The 14,447-nt window shown below is 71.1% G+C and carries 11 protein-coding genes; 7 read left to right on the forward strand and 4 right to left on the reverse strand.

Annotated features, from left to right (window positions below; translation table 11 throughout):
* The first annotated feature begins 162 nt into the window (after positions 1–162).
* The 4 genes from JHN63_RS07915 (at position 163) to JHN63_RS07930 (ending at position 6,631) form a co-directional block, all read left to right on the forward strand.
* On the forward strand, positions 163–2,265 hold the full coding sequence (locus tag JHN63_RS07915; protein ID WP_200678298.1) for a glycoside hydrolase family 36 protein: 2,103 nt from the start codon (positions 163–165) through the stop codon (positions 2,263–2,265).
* A gap of 185 nt (positions 2,266–2,450) precedes the next feature.
* Positions 2,451–4,766 carry a LuxR C-terminal-related transcriptional regulator gene (locus JHN63_RS07920; protein WP_307781844.1) on the forward strand — a complete coding sequence of 772 codons (2,316 nt, stop codon included), beginning with the start codon at positions 2,451–2,453 and terminating at the stop codon, positions 4,764–4,766.
* 45 nt (positions 4,767–4,811) lie between these two features.
* Complete coding sequence (locus JHN63_RS07925; RefSeq protein WP_200678302.1) at positions 4,812–5,798, forward strand: MEDS domain-containing protein; 987 nt, start codon at positions 4,812–4,814, stop codon at positions 5,796–5,798.
* Between the two features lie 152 nt (positions 5,799–5,950).
* Positions 5,951–6,631 carry an ATP-binding protein gene (locus tag JHN63_RS07930; protein ID WP_200678304.1) on the forward strand — a complete coding sequence of 227 codons (681 nt, stop codon included), beginning with the start codon at positions 5,951–5,953 and terminating at the stop codon, positions 6,629–6,631.
* Between the two features lie 6 nt (positions 6,632–6,637).
* Here the strand turns inward: JHN63_RS07930 and JHN63_RS07935 are convergent, their stop codons facing one another.
* Genes JHN63_RS07935 through JHN63_RS07945 form a run of 3 tightly spaced genes read right to left on the reverse strand, consistent with a single transcriptional unit; the run spans position 6,638 to position 8,609 of the window.
* A complete protein-coding gene (locus JHN63_RS07935) occupies positions 6,638–7,333 on the reverse strand; it encodes a phosphatase PAP2 family protein (RefSeq protein WP_200678306.1) in 696 nt (231 codons plus the stop codon).
* Entirely contained in the window at positions 7,330–7,935 is a 606-nt protein-coding gene (locus JHN63_RS07940; protein ID WP_200678308.1) for a phosphatase PAP2 family protein, read from the reverse strand. The genes JHN63_RS07935 and JHN63_RS07940 overlap by 4 nt, the downstream gene beginning before the upstream one ends.
* Positions 7,932–8,609, reverse strand: a complete 678-nt coding sequence (locus JHN63_RS07945) for a DedA family protein (protein ID WP_200678309.1) — start codon at positions 8,607–8,609, stop codon at positions 7,932–7,934. Before JHN63_RS07945 ends, JHN63_RS07940 begins: the two co-directional genes overlap by 4 nt.
* 223 nt (positions 8,610–8,832) lie before the next feature.
* Between JHN63_RS07945 and efeU the strand changes: the two genes are divergently transcribed.
* The 3 genes from efeU to JHN63_RS07960 all read left to right on the forward strand — a co-directional run bounded on the left by efeU (position 8,833) and on the right by JHN63_RS07960 (position 13,472).
* Complete coding sequence (efeU, locus tag JHN63_RS07950) at positions 8,833–10,866, forward strand: iron uptake transporter permease EfeU (protein WP_200678310.1); 2,034 nt, start codon at positions 8,833–8,835, stop codon at positions 10,864–10,866.
* Positions 10,867–10,916: 50 nt separating this feature from the next.
* Positions 10,917–12,188 carry an iron uptake transporter deferrochelatase/peroxidase subunit gene (gene efeB, locus JHN63_RS07955; protein WP_200678312.1) on the forward strand — a complete coding sequence of 424 codons (1,272 nt, stop codon included), beginning with the start codon at positions 10,917–10,919 and terminating at the stop codon, positions 12,186–12,188.
* Between the two features lie 135 nt (positions 12,189–12,323).
* The gene (locus JHN63_RS07960) at positions 12,324–13,472 is read left to right on the forward strand and encodes a HoxN/HupN/NixA family nickel/cobalt transporter (protein ID WP_374222903.1); all 1,149 of its coding nucleotides are present in this window, start codon (positions 12,324–12,326) and stop codon (positions 13,470–13,472) included.
* Between the two features lie 5 nt (positions 13,473–13,477).
* On the opposite strand, the gene JHN63_RS07965 is transcribed toward JHN63_RS07960, so the two are convergent.
* Positions 13,478–14,437: a hypothetical protein gene (locus JHN63_RS07965; protein ID WP_200678314.1), complete on the reverse strand. Its 960-nt coding sequence runs from the start codon at positions 14,435–14,437 to the stop codon at positions 13,478–13,480.
* Positions 14,438–14,447: the final 10 nt, after the last annotated feature.

The raw sequence follows: 14,447 nt of genomic DNA on the forward strand, positions 1-14,447 counted from the left end.
TTGTGAGCGGTCACAACGTGGGCGTCAAGAGACCGTAACTGGGGATTTACCTTTCGAACACACCGACCGGAGTGGCGAGTTCCCTCCCGTCGAGCGAGAAGGCCCAGCTCAGCGCCTGTACGAGAGCCGCAGGACCGAACTGCCCCAGAAGGGAAAATTGCGTTGACCAGTGTCGTAGCAACAGTCGAGAGGTCCCGTATCTGGTCGCATCCGGCGCTCGGGCTGCACGCCGTCGTCGATGCCGCCGGAGGGGTCCGGCTGGGCGCGCCCGACCAGGACTGGGCCCGTCTGGTGCCTCTCGTCGAGGTCACCGCCACCGGGCACGGGCGCATGTGGTCGGGGGAGCGTTTCATCGAGACGGCCATCGGCGAGCGGATGACCTACCGCGACCACGAGACCGTGCGGGACGGGGACGTGGAGCGTACGACGATCCGTTTGGCGGACCCGGCGACGGGGCTGGCCGCCGAGGTCACCCTGGAGGCGGGTGTCGGCGCGACCTTCCTGCGCTCACGAGTACGGCTGGTCAACGAGGGCGTCGAGCCGGTCCGGTTGGAGAGTGTGACGACCCTGACCCTCGGCGGGATCTCCTCCGCCGTCACCGAGGACGGCCTCGACGGGCTGACCCTGCACTGGGCGGACAACGACTGGCTCGCCGAGTGCCGTTGGCGACAGGCCGAACTCCGCGACCGGATCGTCCCGTTGAGCCGGTTCGCGCACGGGCACGAGGGGCGCGGCTGCTTCGAGCGCTACTCGCAGGGGAGTTGGTCCACCGGCCGGCATCTCCCGCTCGGCGCGCTCACCGACCGGGACGGCAACGCCTGGCTCTGGCAGATCGAGTCCAGCGCCGGCTGGCGCTTCGAGACCGGCGAACGCGAAGGCGCGGCCTACGTCGCCCTGTTCGGCCCCGACGACGCCCACCACCAGTGGCACCAACTCCTCGCCCCCGGCGAGGAGTTCCACACCGTCCCGGCCGTTCTCGTCCGCGCGGAGACCGGCGGTCTGGACGCCGCCTTCGGGACCCTCACGGACTACCGCCGTGGCATCCGCCGTGACCACCCCGACCGTCGCGCGCTCCCGGTGATCTACAACGACTACATGAACACCCTGATGGGCGACCCCACCACCGAACGGCTCCTGCCCCTCATCGAGGCGGCGGCGGGTGCCGGTGCCGAGGTGTTCGTGATCGACGCCGGCTGGTACGACGACGACGCCCAGGGCTGGTGGGACTCCGTCGGCGCGTGGGAGGCCGCGCCCAACCGTTTCCCGGACGGCATACAGGAAGTCCTGGACGCCATCACCAAGCACGGCATGACCCCGGGCCTCTGGCTGGAGCCCGAAGTCGTGGGCGTACGCAGCCCGTTGGCGCACACCCTGCCGCCCGAGGCGTTCTTCCGGCGCGGCGGTCTGCGCGTCACCGAACACGGACGGCACCATCTGGACCTGCGCCACCCGGCCGCCCGTGCCCACCTCGACGAGGTCGTGGACCGGCTGGTCGGCGACTGGGGCGTCGGCTATCTGAAGCTCGACTACAACATCAACATCGGCCCGGGAACCGAGAACGGGACCGAGAGCGCGGGCGCCGGACTGCTCGGGCACCACCGTGCCCACCTCGACTGGATGGCCGGACTCCTCGACCGCCATCCCGGACTCGTCCTGGAGAACTGCGGATCGGGCGGCCTGCGCATGGACTACGCCCAACTGGCCGTGGCCCAGCTCCAGTCCACCAGCGACCAGCAGGACCCCCTGCGCTACCCGCCCATCGCCGCCGCGTCCGGCAGCGCGGTGACCCCCGAACAGGCCGCGATCTGGGCCTACCCCCAGCCGGACCAGAGCCTCGACGCGATCGCCTTCACCCTCACCGCCCCGCTGCTGGGCCGGGTCCACCTCTCCGGCTTCCTCAACCTCATGAACGACGAGCAGTTCGACCTCGTCCGCTCGGCGGTCTCCGTCTACAAGGACGTCCGGACGGAGATCGGCGCCGCGCATCCGTTCTGGCCGCTGGGGCTGCCCGGCTGGGAGGACGAGTGGATCGCCCAGGGGCTGCGGGGCACGGAGGCCACGTACGTGACGGTCTGGAGGCGGGGGTCGGACGACACCGGCCGCGCCCTCGCGGTGCCGCATCTGCGTGGTGTGCCCGCGCACGCCACGGTGCTGTATCCGGGGACCGCGGACGCGGGCGTCCAATGGGACGCGGCCGAGGGGCGGTTGACGGTGACCCTGCCGCGCGCCGACACCGCCGTTCTCGTCCGGTTGAGCGTCGGCTGAGTGCTGCCGTTGCACGGCTGATCCACTGGTGATCGTCATGCGACGGACTCCGTGCACAGTCGGTCAGGAAAGTGGCTTCACGTGTCGTCCCCTGGCAATGTCGGACTGCGGACGCTTCGCCCATGTCCCGCCCATAGGGTTCTTGAAGTCCACTTTCGGAGGCGGGACCGATTGTGCAGGTATCCGTGACAGGGCAGAACACCGGCCAACCCGTCAGGACGTCGAGCTTCGTCGGCCGGCGTCAGGAGACCGCCGAGGTCAAGCGTCTGTTGGCCGCCCACCGGCTGGTGAGTCTCACCGGGACGGCCGGGGTCGGCAAGACCAGGCTCGCTCTGCACGCCGTGCCCCGGCTGGCGCGGGCGTTCCCCGACGGGGTGCACCTTGTCCAGCTGGCCGGTGTGCGGGACGCCTCACTGGTGCCGCTCGCGCTGATCGAGGCGCTCACCATCCGTGACGTGTCCGGGCGTTCGCCCGAGCGGGTCCTCGTCGACCAGCTCCAGGAGCGGGAAATGCTCCTGGTCCTGGACAACTGCGAACACTTCGCGGACGCGTGCGCGCGGCTCGTCGGGACGCTGCTCGCGGAGACCGTCGGCGTGCGTGTGCTGGCCACCAGCAGACATCCGCTGGACGTGCCCGCCCAACACGTCCTGGAAGTACAGCCGTTGGCGACTCCCACACCGGGCGAGCCACTACCTCCCAAGCCCGCGCTGGAGTACCCGGCACTGGCCCTGTTCGCCGATCGGGCCGCCGCCGTACTGCCCGGGTTCTCCCTCACCGAGGCCAACCAGGACGCGGTGGCCGCCCTGTGCCGGCGGCTGGACGGGCTGCCGCTCGCGATCGAACTGGCTGCGGTACGGATGCGCGCCCTCGGTGTGCAGCAGTTGCTCGAACGCCTCGACCGGCGCTACCGGTTGCTGACGGACACCGCAGACAACGGCGACACCCTGCTCCGGCACCGCACCCTGCGCGCGGCCGTCGACTGGAGCCACGACCTGTGCACCCCCGAGGAACAGACGGTGTGGGCCCGCGCCTCCGTCTTCGCCGGGACCTTCGACCTGGGCGCCGCCGAGGAGGTCTGCGCCGGACCCGGCCTCGACCGTGACGCGATGGTGGACGCCGTGGCCGGTCTGGTCGACAAGTCGCTGCTGGTCCGCGAAGGCGACGCCGTCCATGCCCGGTACCGGATGCTGGAGTCGATCCGGCAGTACGGCCTCGACCGGCTCCGCGAGGACGGCGCCGGCGCGGAGGAGGCGGCCCGGCGCCTGGTGCGGGACTGGTGCCTGGACTTCGTCGAGGAGTGCGAGCGGCGCTGGTTCGGCCCCGACCAGCCGGAGTTGGTCCGCCGGCTGCACACGGAGTCGGACCTGATCCGCTCGGTGTTCGAGTTCTGCCTGACCACACCGGGGGAGCTGCGGGCCGGGCTGAAGCTGGCCGGGCATCTGTGGTTCTTCTGGTTCGCGACCGGCGCGCTGGTGGAGGGCCGGTACTGGCTGGAGCGCCTGCTCGCCGCCGCCCCCGAGCCGACCGTCGAACGGGCCCGAGGCCTGTGGGTCCAGGCCCTGATGCTGCTGAGCCAGGGCAACGCGGTCAGGGCCGCGCCCCTCGTCGAGGAGGCCCGTGCACTGGCCCTGCGACTGGGCGCCGAGGCCGAGGTGGCGCACACCTACTTCGGCCGGGGCGGCGCCCGCCTGATCAGCGGCGACTACGACCGCGCCCGGGCCGTGTACGAGGAGGCGCTCTCCCGGCCGCCGCGCGAGGGCGAGTCCATGAGCCTGGTCGGCTTCAAGTACGTGGAGCTGGCCCATGTCCTCGCGATCCAGGGCGAGTTCGACCGCGCCATGGCCCTGTGCGAGGACTTCCGGCAGATCTGTCTCGCCCACGGCGAACAGTGGATCCACTCCTACCTCCTGCGCATCCTCGCCTTCGCCGAAGGGGCCAAGGGCGACCGGACGGCGGCCAGGATCCACGCCCGGCAGTGCCTACGGCTCAAGCGGGCGGTCGGTGACGTGTTCGGCATCGGCATGACGCTGGAACTGCTCGCCGCGGTCCACGCCCGCGACGGCGAGGGCCGCCCCGCCGCCGTACTGCTGGGCGCCGCCGCACGGATCTGGCAGGACGCCCATGTCGCCCTGGACCGCACCCCGTCCCACGGCCCGGTCCGCACCGAGGCCGAGGAAGGCGCCCGCGCGCTGCTGGGCGACGCGTTCAAGAGCGCCTACCGCGAGGGTCTCGTCCTCACCTCGGACCAGGCGGTGGCGTACGCGCTGGGCGAGCGGGAGTCCGCGGCCCGGCCGGTGTTCGACAGCCCGCTCACCCGTCGTGAGACGGAGGTCGCCGAGCTGATCGCGGAGGGGCTCACCAACCAGCAGATCGCCGACCGGCTGGTCGTTGCGCTGCGGACGGCGGAGGGCCATGTGGAGCGCATCCTCAGCAAGTTGGGCTTCACCTCGCGCAGTCAGGTCGCCGTCTGGGCCGAGGCACGTAGGGCCGTGCGCCCCTGACGCCGTACGGACGTGAACCGAGCGAAGCGAAAGGAAGGCAGAGCGATGGAGCACGGAGAACTCACCCCACCCACCACACGCGTTCCAGCCGTCAAGCACCACGCCGGCATCCACTCGTCCGACGAGGAGTTCCTGGCGGTGGTGGTGCCGTTCCTCAGGGAGGGCATCGACGCCGAGGACGAACCGGACCCGGTGGTCATCACCACCGCGCGCAAACTCGACCTGCTGCGCGGCGCGTTGGGCCCGAATGCCAACCGGGTCGACTTCCGCGACTCCGTGTGGTGGTACCACGGCAGCCCCGCCACCAGCATGGCCACCGCCCTCGACTACTACGTCACGCACGCGAGCCCCGAGGGCCGCCTCCATATGACGGGCGAGCCGGTCTGGGAGGACCGCTCACCGCGCCAGATCCCCGAGTGGAAGCGGTACGAGGCCTTGGCCACCGAACTCTTCACCGGCGCCCCGCCCGACCTGATGTGCCTCTACGACACCCGTACCGCGCCACCCGACGTCGTCGACGCAGCCCGGCACACGCACCCGACCGAACTCGACCGGCACGGCGTCCGGCCCAGCCCGCTCTTCACGGCGCCCGCGGTGTACGCGACCCGGGGCCTCGGCCCACTGCCCGCACCGCCGCCGGACGCGGTCGGGGTCGGCCTGGACGGGGACCTGACCGCCGGTCACCGGTTCGCGGCGGACCAGGCACGGGTCCGCGGCATGGCCCCCGACGAGGCGGCCCGCTTCGGGCAGGCCGTGTCCGGCGCCACGCGCTACGCGGCCTCCCAGGGCTGCGACCGCGCACACCTGCGGCTGTGGTCGACCCGGCAGCGGATCATCTGCGAACTGCGTACCCCACGCGGCCGGATCACCGATCCGTTCCTCGGCTTCCGGCCACCGGGTGCCGAAGTGCGGCCGGAGGACGGGCTGTGGCACACCCGCCAGGTCTGCGAGTTCGTGGACATGCGGTCCGGCGACCAGGAGCGGGAGGGCTGGACCATCCGGATGGAGACGGCTCTCGTCACGACAGGTTGACGAACCCGCCCACGGATACGGGTAGTTCCCCCCGCGCCTCGAAGGGCACGGCGGACGCATGGTGGATACAAGGCCGGGTCTGCCCGCGGACCCGGCTCGCACCGCACCGCAGCGCACGAGCCGAACGCCCCAGGGGCCGAAGGGAATCGACCATGCCGAACGACCGTCCACGCGGGCTGCCGACCGTGGGCGAGGGGTGCACCTCGATCCTGGGCCCGGGAAAGTCCTCGGTCCGCCGGGCGAGGGAACTCGTCCGCAAACGGCTGTCCGAGTACGGCCTCCAGGACCTGGTGGACATCGCCGAACTGCTGGTCAGCGAACTCGCCACCAACGCCGTCGTGCACGCGGGCGGCCGCTACCGGCTCACCCTGTCCCTGGATGTCGGCACCCTGCGGTGCGAAGTGGCCGACGAGCGGCGTCACTTGCCCCGGCCCCCGCACCGGCAGGCCGAGAGCGACGCCCACCTCGACGTCGACCCCGACAGCGAGAACGGCCGCGGTCTGTTCCTGGTCGACGCACTCGCCCACCGCTGGGGCAGCCGCCTGGTGGACGACGGCAAGGAGGTCTGGTTCGAGCTGGAGATCCAGACACCGGACGGCACGGGGGACGCGGCAACGGCGGACGCGTCCCTTCAGGTACCGGCACCGGCACCGGCTCGCCCCCGGTTCCAAGAGACGTACGGCCGCGCCGAGTTGTGCCACGGGCGGACGGATCACGACTACAGCGCCGACGGAGACCGGACCGAGGGCCTCGGCCTGCGCGGCCGGTACCGCCCACGGCGTTCGGTACGGCCCACGGCGTCCGGTGTCGGCCGCCGTGTCCTGTCCGCTTGAGCACGTCTACCGGCCGGTCCGCTCCTGTGCCGCGCCCGCCGGATCCGCCCAGTCGGCGACCAGCCCTGCCGGCAGCCACCGCGCCGCCGCGCACACGCACACCCCGAACCAGCCGACGGCGAACAGCCAGCCACCGACGACGTCCGTGAACCAGTGCACGCCCAGATACAACCGGGTCAGCCCGACCACCGCGCCCCAGCAACCGACGGCCAGACAGAGCGGGACTCTCCCGTGCGGGGCGCGCACGCGTATCGCGAGGATCACCAGCCCGGCGGTGAGCGCGGCCGTGGTGGTGTGGCCGGAGGGGAAGGCCCAGCCGGAGGCATGTCCGGCCCAGTCGCCCAGCGCCGGGCGGGGGCGCGCGACCAGGGCCATCACGCCGTAGCGCAGGCCCTGGCCGGAGGCGAGGCAGGCCGTGGCCAGGGTCGCGGCGAGGAGGCGCCCGTGTGCGGTGCGGCCGGTGAGGAGCCCGGCGAGGACGACGAGGGCGTACGGGATCACGCCCGTGCCGGTCGCGGTCAGACCCCGGGCCACCGCCACCGCCATGTCCGGGCGGTGGGCGACGGACCAGGACAGCACGTCCTCGTCCGTGAACAGCGGAGCGCCCTCGTGCCCGATCACCACCATGCTCAGCACGCCGAACGCGGTCCAGGCGCCGAGGCCGACGCTGCCCGCCAGTTCGGCGAGGTCCTCGCGGTTCACGACATCAGCAGCGGTCGCAGCCGGGTGGCCGTGATCCGCCGGGTCAGGGAGTCCGGCCGCCGCTTCAGCAGCGTCATCGCGCCGAACGCCAGCAGCGCGCCGACCGCCACGCCCACCACCACGTCGTGCGGATAGTGGACCCCGACCCAGACCCGGGAGACCGCCATCGCGAGCGCGGCCACCGCGGCGACCGCACCGAGTCGGCGCGAGACGAAGAACAGGGCGACGGCCGCCGCGGCGGCGATGGTCGCGTGGTTGCTCGGGAAGGACCAGTCGCCCTGCGCCGGACACGTCTCCAGCGTGGCGACCCGAAAGGTCCGGCAGGGTCGGCTCTCCCGGACCAGCGACTTGAGCAGCGAGTCGATGCCGTACACGGCGACCACGACCACCGGCACGGCCAGCGCCGTCACCGCCGCCTCGGCACCGACCCGGCGCGCCCGCCACCAGCCCACGACCATCAGCACGGCGAACACCGCGAGCCCGTACGTCGACCATGCCGAGACCGTGGCGTCCAGCCAACCCGGGGCGTGCTGGGCGGAGTCGACCACATCCGTGTATTCCTCGCCGTCGATGGACGACGCCTGGAACCCGACGAGGATCATCCGTGCGCCTCCCCGGCCTTCGCCGCCCGGGCGGACCTGCGGGAGCGGCGCACCTCGGCGGCGAGGGGGAGCAACGACACGACGACGATCAGGGCGACCATGGGCAGCAGGTACTTGTCGACGTTCGGGATCGACGAACCCAGGGCGTACCCGGCGAGCGTCAGTCCCAGGCTCCACACCAGACCGCCGGCCACCTGCCACACGGTGAACGTCCGCACGGGCACCCCGAGAGCGCCCGCCATCGGGTTCAGGACCGTCCGCACCACGGGCACGAAGCGGGCCAGCACGATCGCCTTCGCGTAGCCGTACCGCTCCAGCAACTCCTCGGCGCGCCGGGCTCCTTCGTGCAGCCGGGCCGAGCGGCTGCGGGCGAGCAGCGCGCCGCCCGCCTTCCGGCCGAGCAGATAGCCGCACTGCGCTCCGGCGAGCGCGCCCGCCGTCGCGGCCACCAGCAGGGGCGGCAACGACAGCTTGACCGCTCTGTCGGCGCCGCCGGTGCACAGCAGGCCCGCCGTGAACAGCAGGGAGTCGCCGGGCAGGAAGAAGCCGATCAGCAGCCCCGTCTCGGCGAACATCACCACGCCGACGCCCAGCACACCGAAGGCGGCGAGCAGCGACTTGGCGTCCAGCACGTTGACGGCGAGCTGGGACGCCAGGTCCAAGGGTGTGGTCATCGTCGCGAGCCCCTTCGCCGGTCGGTCGGATGTCTCGTACGACATCCATCTCTGACTACAAATCTGTAGACGGTCTACTCAACTGTAGACGATCGTCGCGCAGGAGAAGTTCCGCACTTTTGCCCGGTCGTTGCCGATTCATGACTGACCGACTACATGCATGTAGTCATGATGGTCCGCGAAGTAAGGCATGCCTTCACTAAGTCAGGAGGGGTCGCGCCCTATGTGGGACGACGCGTTTCCGAGTTTTCTGATCGGGCTGCGGGAGGGGCTGGAAGCGGGACTCATCGTCTCGATCCTGGTCGCCACCCTCGTCCGAGCCGACGCCAAGTCCCGGCTCCCGCAGGTGTGGACGGGCGTGCTGGCCGCGATCGCCCTCGCGATGAGCTTCGGCGCGGTCCTCACCTTCACCGCCGCGAACCTCTCCGCCACGGCCCAAGAGGCCTTCGGCGGTGTCCTCAGCGTGATCGCCGTCGCGTTCGTCACCGCGATGGTGTTCTGGATGCGCCGCTCGGCCCGCACCTTCTCCGGCGAGATCAGGGAGAAGGTGACCGGCGCGCTCGGCATGGGCGCGGGCGTGCTGATGCTCACCTCCTTCCTCGCGGTGGGCCGCGAGGGCCTGGAGACGGCCCTGTTCCTGTGGACCACGGCCCGCGCGGCCGGCGAGTCCGCCGGTCCCCTGACCGGCGCGGGCATCGGGCTCGTCCTCGCGGCGGTCCTGTGCTGGGGCCTGTACCGCCGGGTCCTCCGGATCAACCTCGCCAAGTTCTTCACCGCCACCGGCGTCGTCCTCGTCGTCATCGCGGCCGGCGTCCTCGGCTACGGTCTGCGCGACCTCCAGGAGGGCGGCGTCCTCCCCGGCCTGACCACATACGCCTTCGACCTCAGCGGCAGCGTCGACGCGGGCTCCTGGTACAGCACCCTCGTCCAGGGCGTGTTCAACCTGATGCCCACGATGACCTGGCTCCAAGTGGTGGGCTACGTCGGCTATCTGGTCGTGGTCCTGCCCCTGTTCGTACGCGGGGTGCGCGGTGAGCGGGTCAGGACACCGGAGCCGGAGTCCGCGCCCGCGCCGGAGATCGTGTCGTCCCCGCGCCGCCGACCCGTCTGGGTGGTGCCCGTCGCGGTGGTCGCCGTGCCCGCGGTCGTGGCCGGGTGCGTCGTCGCCCTTGCCCGTCCCAAGCCCGCGAGCTCCCAGACGGTGGCCGTCTCCGAGACGGAGTGCGGCAAGGGCTTCACCGCGCCCGACACCGGACGCCAGACCTTCCAGATGCACAACACCGGTGACAAGACCGCCGAGGTGTACCTGATCGACCCGGCCACCGGCGCGGTCTACGGCGAGGTCGAGGGCCTCGCCCCCGGCACCACCCGGGACCTGGTCGCCACCGTCGCGGGCGGCTCGTACGCCTGGCGCTGCGTGCCCACCGGCGCGAAGGCCGTCACCTCGGCCACGGTCCACGTCAGCGGCACGGGCGGCGCGGTGAAGGCGGTCGTCCCCGTCTCCGAGAGCGACCTCGCCGTCCCCCTCACGACCTACAAGGCGTACGTCGACCAGGGCTTGGCCACGCTCGAGACCCGGACCCGGCAGCTCAGCGCCGACATCGCCGGCAACCACCTCGCCAAGGCGCGCACCGACTGGCTGACCGCGCACCGCACGTACTCCTCCCTCGGCGCCGCCTACGGAACCTTCGAGGACTTCGACCAGGAGATCAACGGCCGGGCCGACGGGCTGGCCGGGGGAGTGGCGAACAAGGACTTCGCGGGCTTCCACCGCATCGAGTACGGGCTGTGGCACGGGCAGTCGGCGAGTGAACTCAAGGCGCCCGCCCAGCAGTTGGCCACCGCTGTCGTAGGACTGCGGAAGGCGTTCCCCACCCAGGACTTCGACCCCGGCGACCTGCCGCTGCGGGCCCACGAAATCCTGGAGAACGCCCTGCAGTTCGAACTGACCGGCGATACGGACGAGGGCAGCGGCACCAACCTCGCGACCGTCGACAGCAATCTCGCCGGTACCCGCGAACTGCTCACCGTACTGCGGCCGTTGCTCACCAAGGAGTCCCCGACGCTGCTTCCGGCCGTCGATGCGGCAGTCGCCCGGTTGCAGAAGCTGCTCGACTCGGCGCACCACGGCGGCAGTTGGACCCCCGTCGAGCAGTTGAGCAGGCCGGAGAAGGCCCGACTCGACGGCGCCACCGGGCAGTTGCTGGAGGACCTGGCCCCGGTGCCGGACCTGCTGGAGATCAGGAAGTCCGCCTGATGAGCGCCGAGAACACGAACAGCACCGGCCGTAGTGAAGGGAACCGTCCGATGTCCACTGCCGAAACCCCGGGCTGCCCGGCGGGAGCCGGTCGCCGTTCCTTCGTGCGGACGGCGCTCGGTGCCGGGGCCGCCGGAGCGGTGCTGGCCGGCGGGGCGTTCGCGCTCGCCGAGACCGGTGGCACTGCGCAGGCGCAGGCCGCGGACACCACGAACGCCGCCGAGGTGCCCTTCCACGGCACCCATCAGGCGGGCATTCTCACCCCCGCCCCGGCCGCCGCGACCTTCGTCTCCCTCGACGTGATCGCCGACAACCGCGCCGAACTGGCCGACCTGCTGCGCACGATCACCGAACGGGCCCGCTTCCTCACCACCGGCGGCATCCCGGCCGACCTCGGCGTCGGCGCGCCGCCCGCAGACAACGGCATCCTCGGACCGGAGGTCCCCGCCGACGCCCTCACGGTGACCGTCGGCGTGGGCGCGTCCCTCTTCGACGACCGCTACGGCCTGGCGCATGCCAAGCCGCGTCGGCTGACCCCGATGAAGACGTTCCCGAACGACAACCTGCGCGCCGCCGAGTGTCACGGCGACCTCTCGCTCCAGGTGTGCGGCGCCCGCCAGGACACGGTGCTGCACGCGCTGCGCGACATCGCCCGGCACACCCGCGGCGGCATGCAGATCAAGTGGCGTATCGACGGCTTCCAGAACACCCCGCGCCCCACCGGCGCCCAGCGCAATCTGCTCGGCTTCAAGGACGGCATCGCCAACCCGGACGTGACGTCCACCCGCGAGACCGACCGGCTGATCTGGGTCGGCGACGGACAGGGCGAGCCCGCCTGGGCGAGCGGCGGCAGCTACCAGGTGATCCGGATCATCCGCATGCTGGTCGAGTTCTGGGACCGGGTCTCGCTCAGCGAGCAGGAGTTGATGTTCGGCCGCCGCAAGGACACCGGCGCCCCGCTGGACGGCGCCAAGGAGACGGACATCCCGCACTACGCCAAGGACCCCAAGGGCACGGCGATCCCGCTCGACGCCCATATCCGCCTCGCCAACCCGCGCACCGCGGCCACCGACACCTCACGCATCCTGCGCCGCGGCTACAACTACGACCGGGGCATCGACGCCGTGGGCAACCTGGACATGGGCCTGGTCTTCTGCTGCTACCAGCAGGACGTGAAGCGGCAGTTCGAGGCGACCCAGACCCGGCTGATCGACGAACCCCTCGTCGACTACATCTCCCCGACGGGCGGCGGCTACTTCTACGCGCTGCCCGGCGCGAAGGACGCCAAAGACTGGCTCGGGCGAGGTTTGCTGGCCACCTGACCAGGTATTTTTCTCTCCTTTGAGCAAGACCTGCCATGGTCTTTGCCGACCGCTACTGCGAATGGGTTGCAGGTACGGGAGGATGGCACGAGGTTGCAGGCCGCAACCGCGTACCCGAAAGAAAGACCCTCCTCGATGACGGCCGTCCCTGACACCACTTCGCCCCGCGCCGCCACGGCATCGGTCTGGTACCGCGTCCGGACGTCCATGACGCGGCAGGAGTGGACCAGGGTCGGCGGCATGGCCGCCTTCATCCTCGGGCTGCACGTGATCGGCTGGTTCACCCTCGTGTGGATCGTGGCGCCGGGGCACTACAGCGTCGGCGAGAAGTCCTTCGGCATCGGCATGGGCGTGACCGCGTACACGCTCGGCATGCGGCACGCGTTCGACGCCGACCACATCGCGGCGATCGACAACACGACCCGCAAGCTGATGAGCGAGGGGCAGCGGCCGCTGTCGGTGGGCTTCTGGTTCTCGCTCGGCCACTCCAGCATCGTCTTCGGCCTGACCCTCCTGCTCTCCCTGGGCGTCAAGGCGCTGGCCAACCCGGTCCGCGACGACAACTCCCAACTCCACGACGTCACCGGCCTGATCGGCACCACAGTCTCGGGCACCTTCCTCTACGTCATCGCCGGCATCAACCTCGTGATCCTGGTGGGCATCTGGAAGGTGTTCCGGCAGATGCGCTCGGGCCACTACGACGAGGCCGCGCTGGAGGAACAGCTCAACAACCGCGGCTTCATGAACCGCATCCTGGGCCGTTTCATGAAGTCGATCACCAAGTCCTGGCAGATGTACCCGCTGGGCCTGCTGTTCGGCCTCGGCTTCGACACCGCGACCGAGATCGCGCTGCTGGTGCTGGCCGGTTCGGGCGCCGCGTCGGGCCTGCCCTGGTACGCGATCCTGTGCCTGCCGGTCCTGTTCGCCGCCGGGATGTCGCTGCTCGACACGATCGACGGCACGTTCATGAACTTCGCCTACGGCTGGGCCTTCTCCAAGCCGGTCCGCAAGGTCTACTACAACCTCACGATCACCGGTCTGTCCGTCGCCGTGGCCCTGATCATCGGCACGGTCGAACTCCTGGGCCTGTTCGCCGAGAAGCTCGATCTGCACGGCTTCTTCTGGGACTGGGTCGCGGGCCTCGACCTGAACGTCATCGGCTTCCTCATCGTCGGCCTGTTCTTCGCGACCTGGGTCGTGGCCCTGCTGGTGTGGAAGTTCGGCCGGATCGAGGACAAGTGGACGGCGAGCCTGGCCAAGCCGGTGGAACAGCCCGCCGAATAGGCCCGTCAGGCCCGCACCCCCACGTCCTTGCGCCACTTCACGATCTGCTTCTCCGGATCCCCGGTGTACGACCACGGAGTCGTCGTCGCCCGGCGGCCCATCATGGCCAGCACCTCCGTGGAGATGTCCTTCGTACCCGCGTAACAGGCCGCGTGGGCAAGATAGTTGAGGTCGCGGAGTTCGCCGGGCGGGAAGGGGCCCTCCTCGCGGGCGGCGATCCAGCGCTGCCAGGTGCGGCGCACGTCGCTGACGGCGCCGTCGTGGTTCCAGTGCCGGCCCAGCCCCACCGCCGCCTGCCGGCCCGTCGCGGCGTGGAGGGCGAAGCGGTACTCCTCCACCCGCGCGTACTGCACCAGCACCGGCAGTCCGCAGCCGGGCGGCGCCACCCCCGCCGCGTCGCGCGCGAAGTCGTACATCAGGCCGTGGCTGCCGTGCCAGCGGGAGGAGTAGTAGTGGAGCACCTGGAGGTGACCCTCCACGCTGTACGGGTCGCGGCGGTGCAACTCGTCCCACCAGCGGGCGAGTTCCTGACGCCGTACCCCCGCCGGATAGAGGCGGGCCACGGAGATCAGGGAGATCCAGGGGGTGGGGTCGTCCGGGTACGCCTCCGAGGCCTGGAGGCAGGCCATGACGGCCCCGTCGATACGGTTCCGGTCGATCGGCACGCCCCGGCCCGCCGAGATCGCCAGATTGAAGGCACGGGCCGTCTCCGTCGCCGCCCGCAGGGTGAGCGCGTCGCCGCTGTGCGGCTCGGCGGCCAGCCATGACTCGACCGTCGAACTGCTCGCGCAGGCCTGCGCCAGCGTCCGGATCCGGTGGCCCCGGCCGAGCCAGTGCGCGCCGGTGTTCCGCAGCAGGTCCCGCAGCCCCTGCCAGCGACCGATGACGATGTCCTGGCGGGCCGAACTGAGGGGCGCGTCCCCGCAGTCGGGGTCGAAGTCCGGGGTGTAGCGGTCTCGCGCCATCGGGGTGCCC

The sequence above is a fragment of the Streptomyces sp. MBT65 genome (assembly GCF_016612545.1).
Taxonomy (GTDB): Bacteria; Actinomycetota; Actinomycetes; order Streptomycetales; family Streptomycetaceae; genus Streptomyces.

Coding starts and splice junctions, on each gene's coding strand:
- JHN63_RS07925 (WP_200678302.1), top strand. CDS start 4,812: ATGGAGCACGGAGAACTCACCCCACCCACCACACGCGTTCCAGCCGTC.
- JHN63_RS07930 (WP_200678304.1), top strand. CDS start 5,951: ATGCCGAACGACCGTCCACGCGGGCTGCCGACCGTGGGCGAGGGGTGC.
- JHN63_RS07940 (WP_200678308.1), bottom strand. CDS start 7,935: ATGATCCTCGTCGGGTTCCAGGCGTCGTCCATCGACGGCGAGGAATAC.
- JHN63_RS07945 (WP_200678309.1), bottom strand. CDS start 8,609: ATGACCACACCCTTGGACCTGGCGTCCCAGCTCGCCGTCAACGTGCTG.
- efeU (WP_200678310.1), top strand. CDS start 8,833: ATGTGGGACGACGCGTTTCCGAGTTTTCTGATCGGGCTGCGGGAGGGG.
- efeB (WP_200678312.1), top strand. CDS start 10,917: ATGTCCACTGCCGAAACCCCGGGCTGCCCGGCGGGAGCCGGTCGCCGT.
- JHN63_RS07960 (WP_374222903.1), top strand. CDS start 12,324: ATGACGGCCGTCCCTGACACCACTTCGCCCCGCGCCGCCACGGCATCG.
- JHN63_RS07965 (WP_200678314.1), bottom strand. CDS start 14,437: ATGGCGCGAGACCGCTACACCCCGGACTTCGACCCCGACTGCGGGGAC.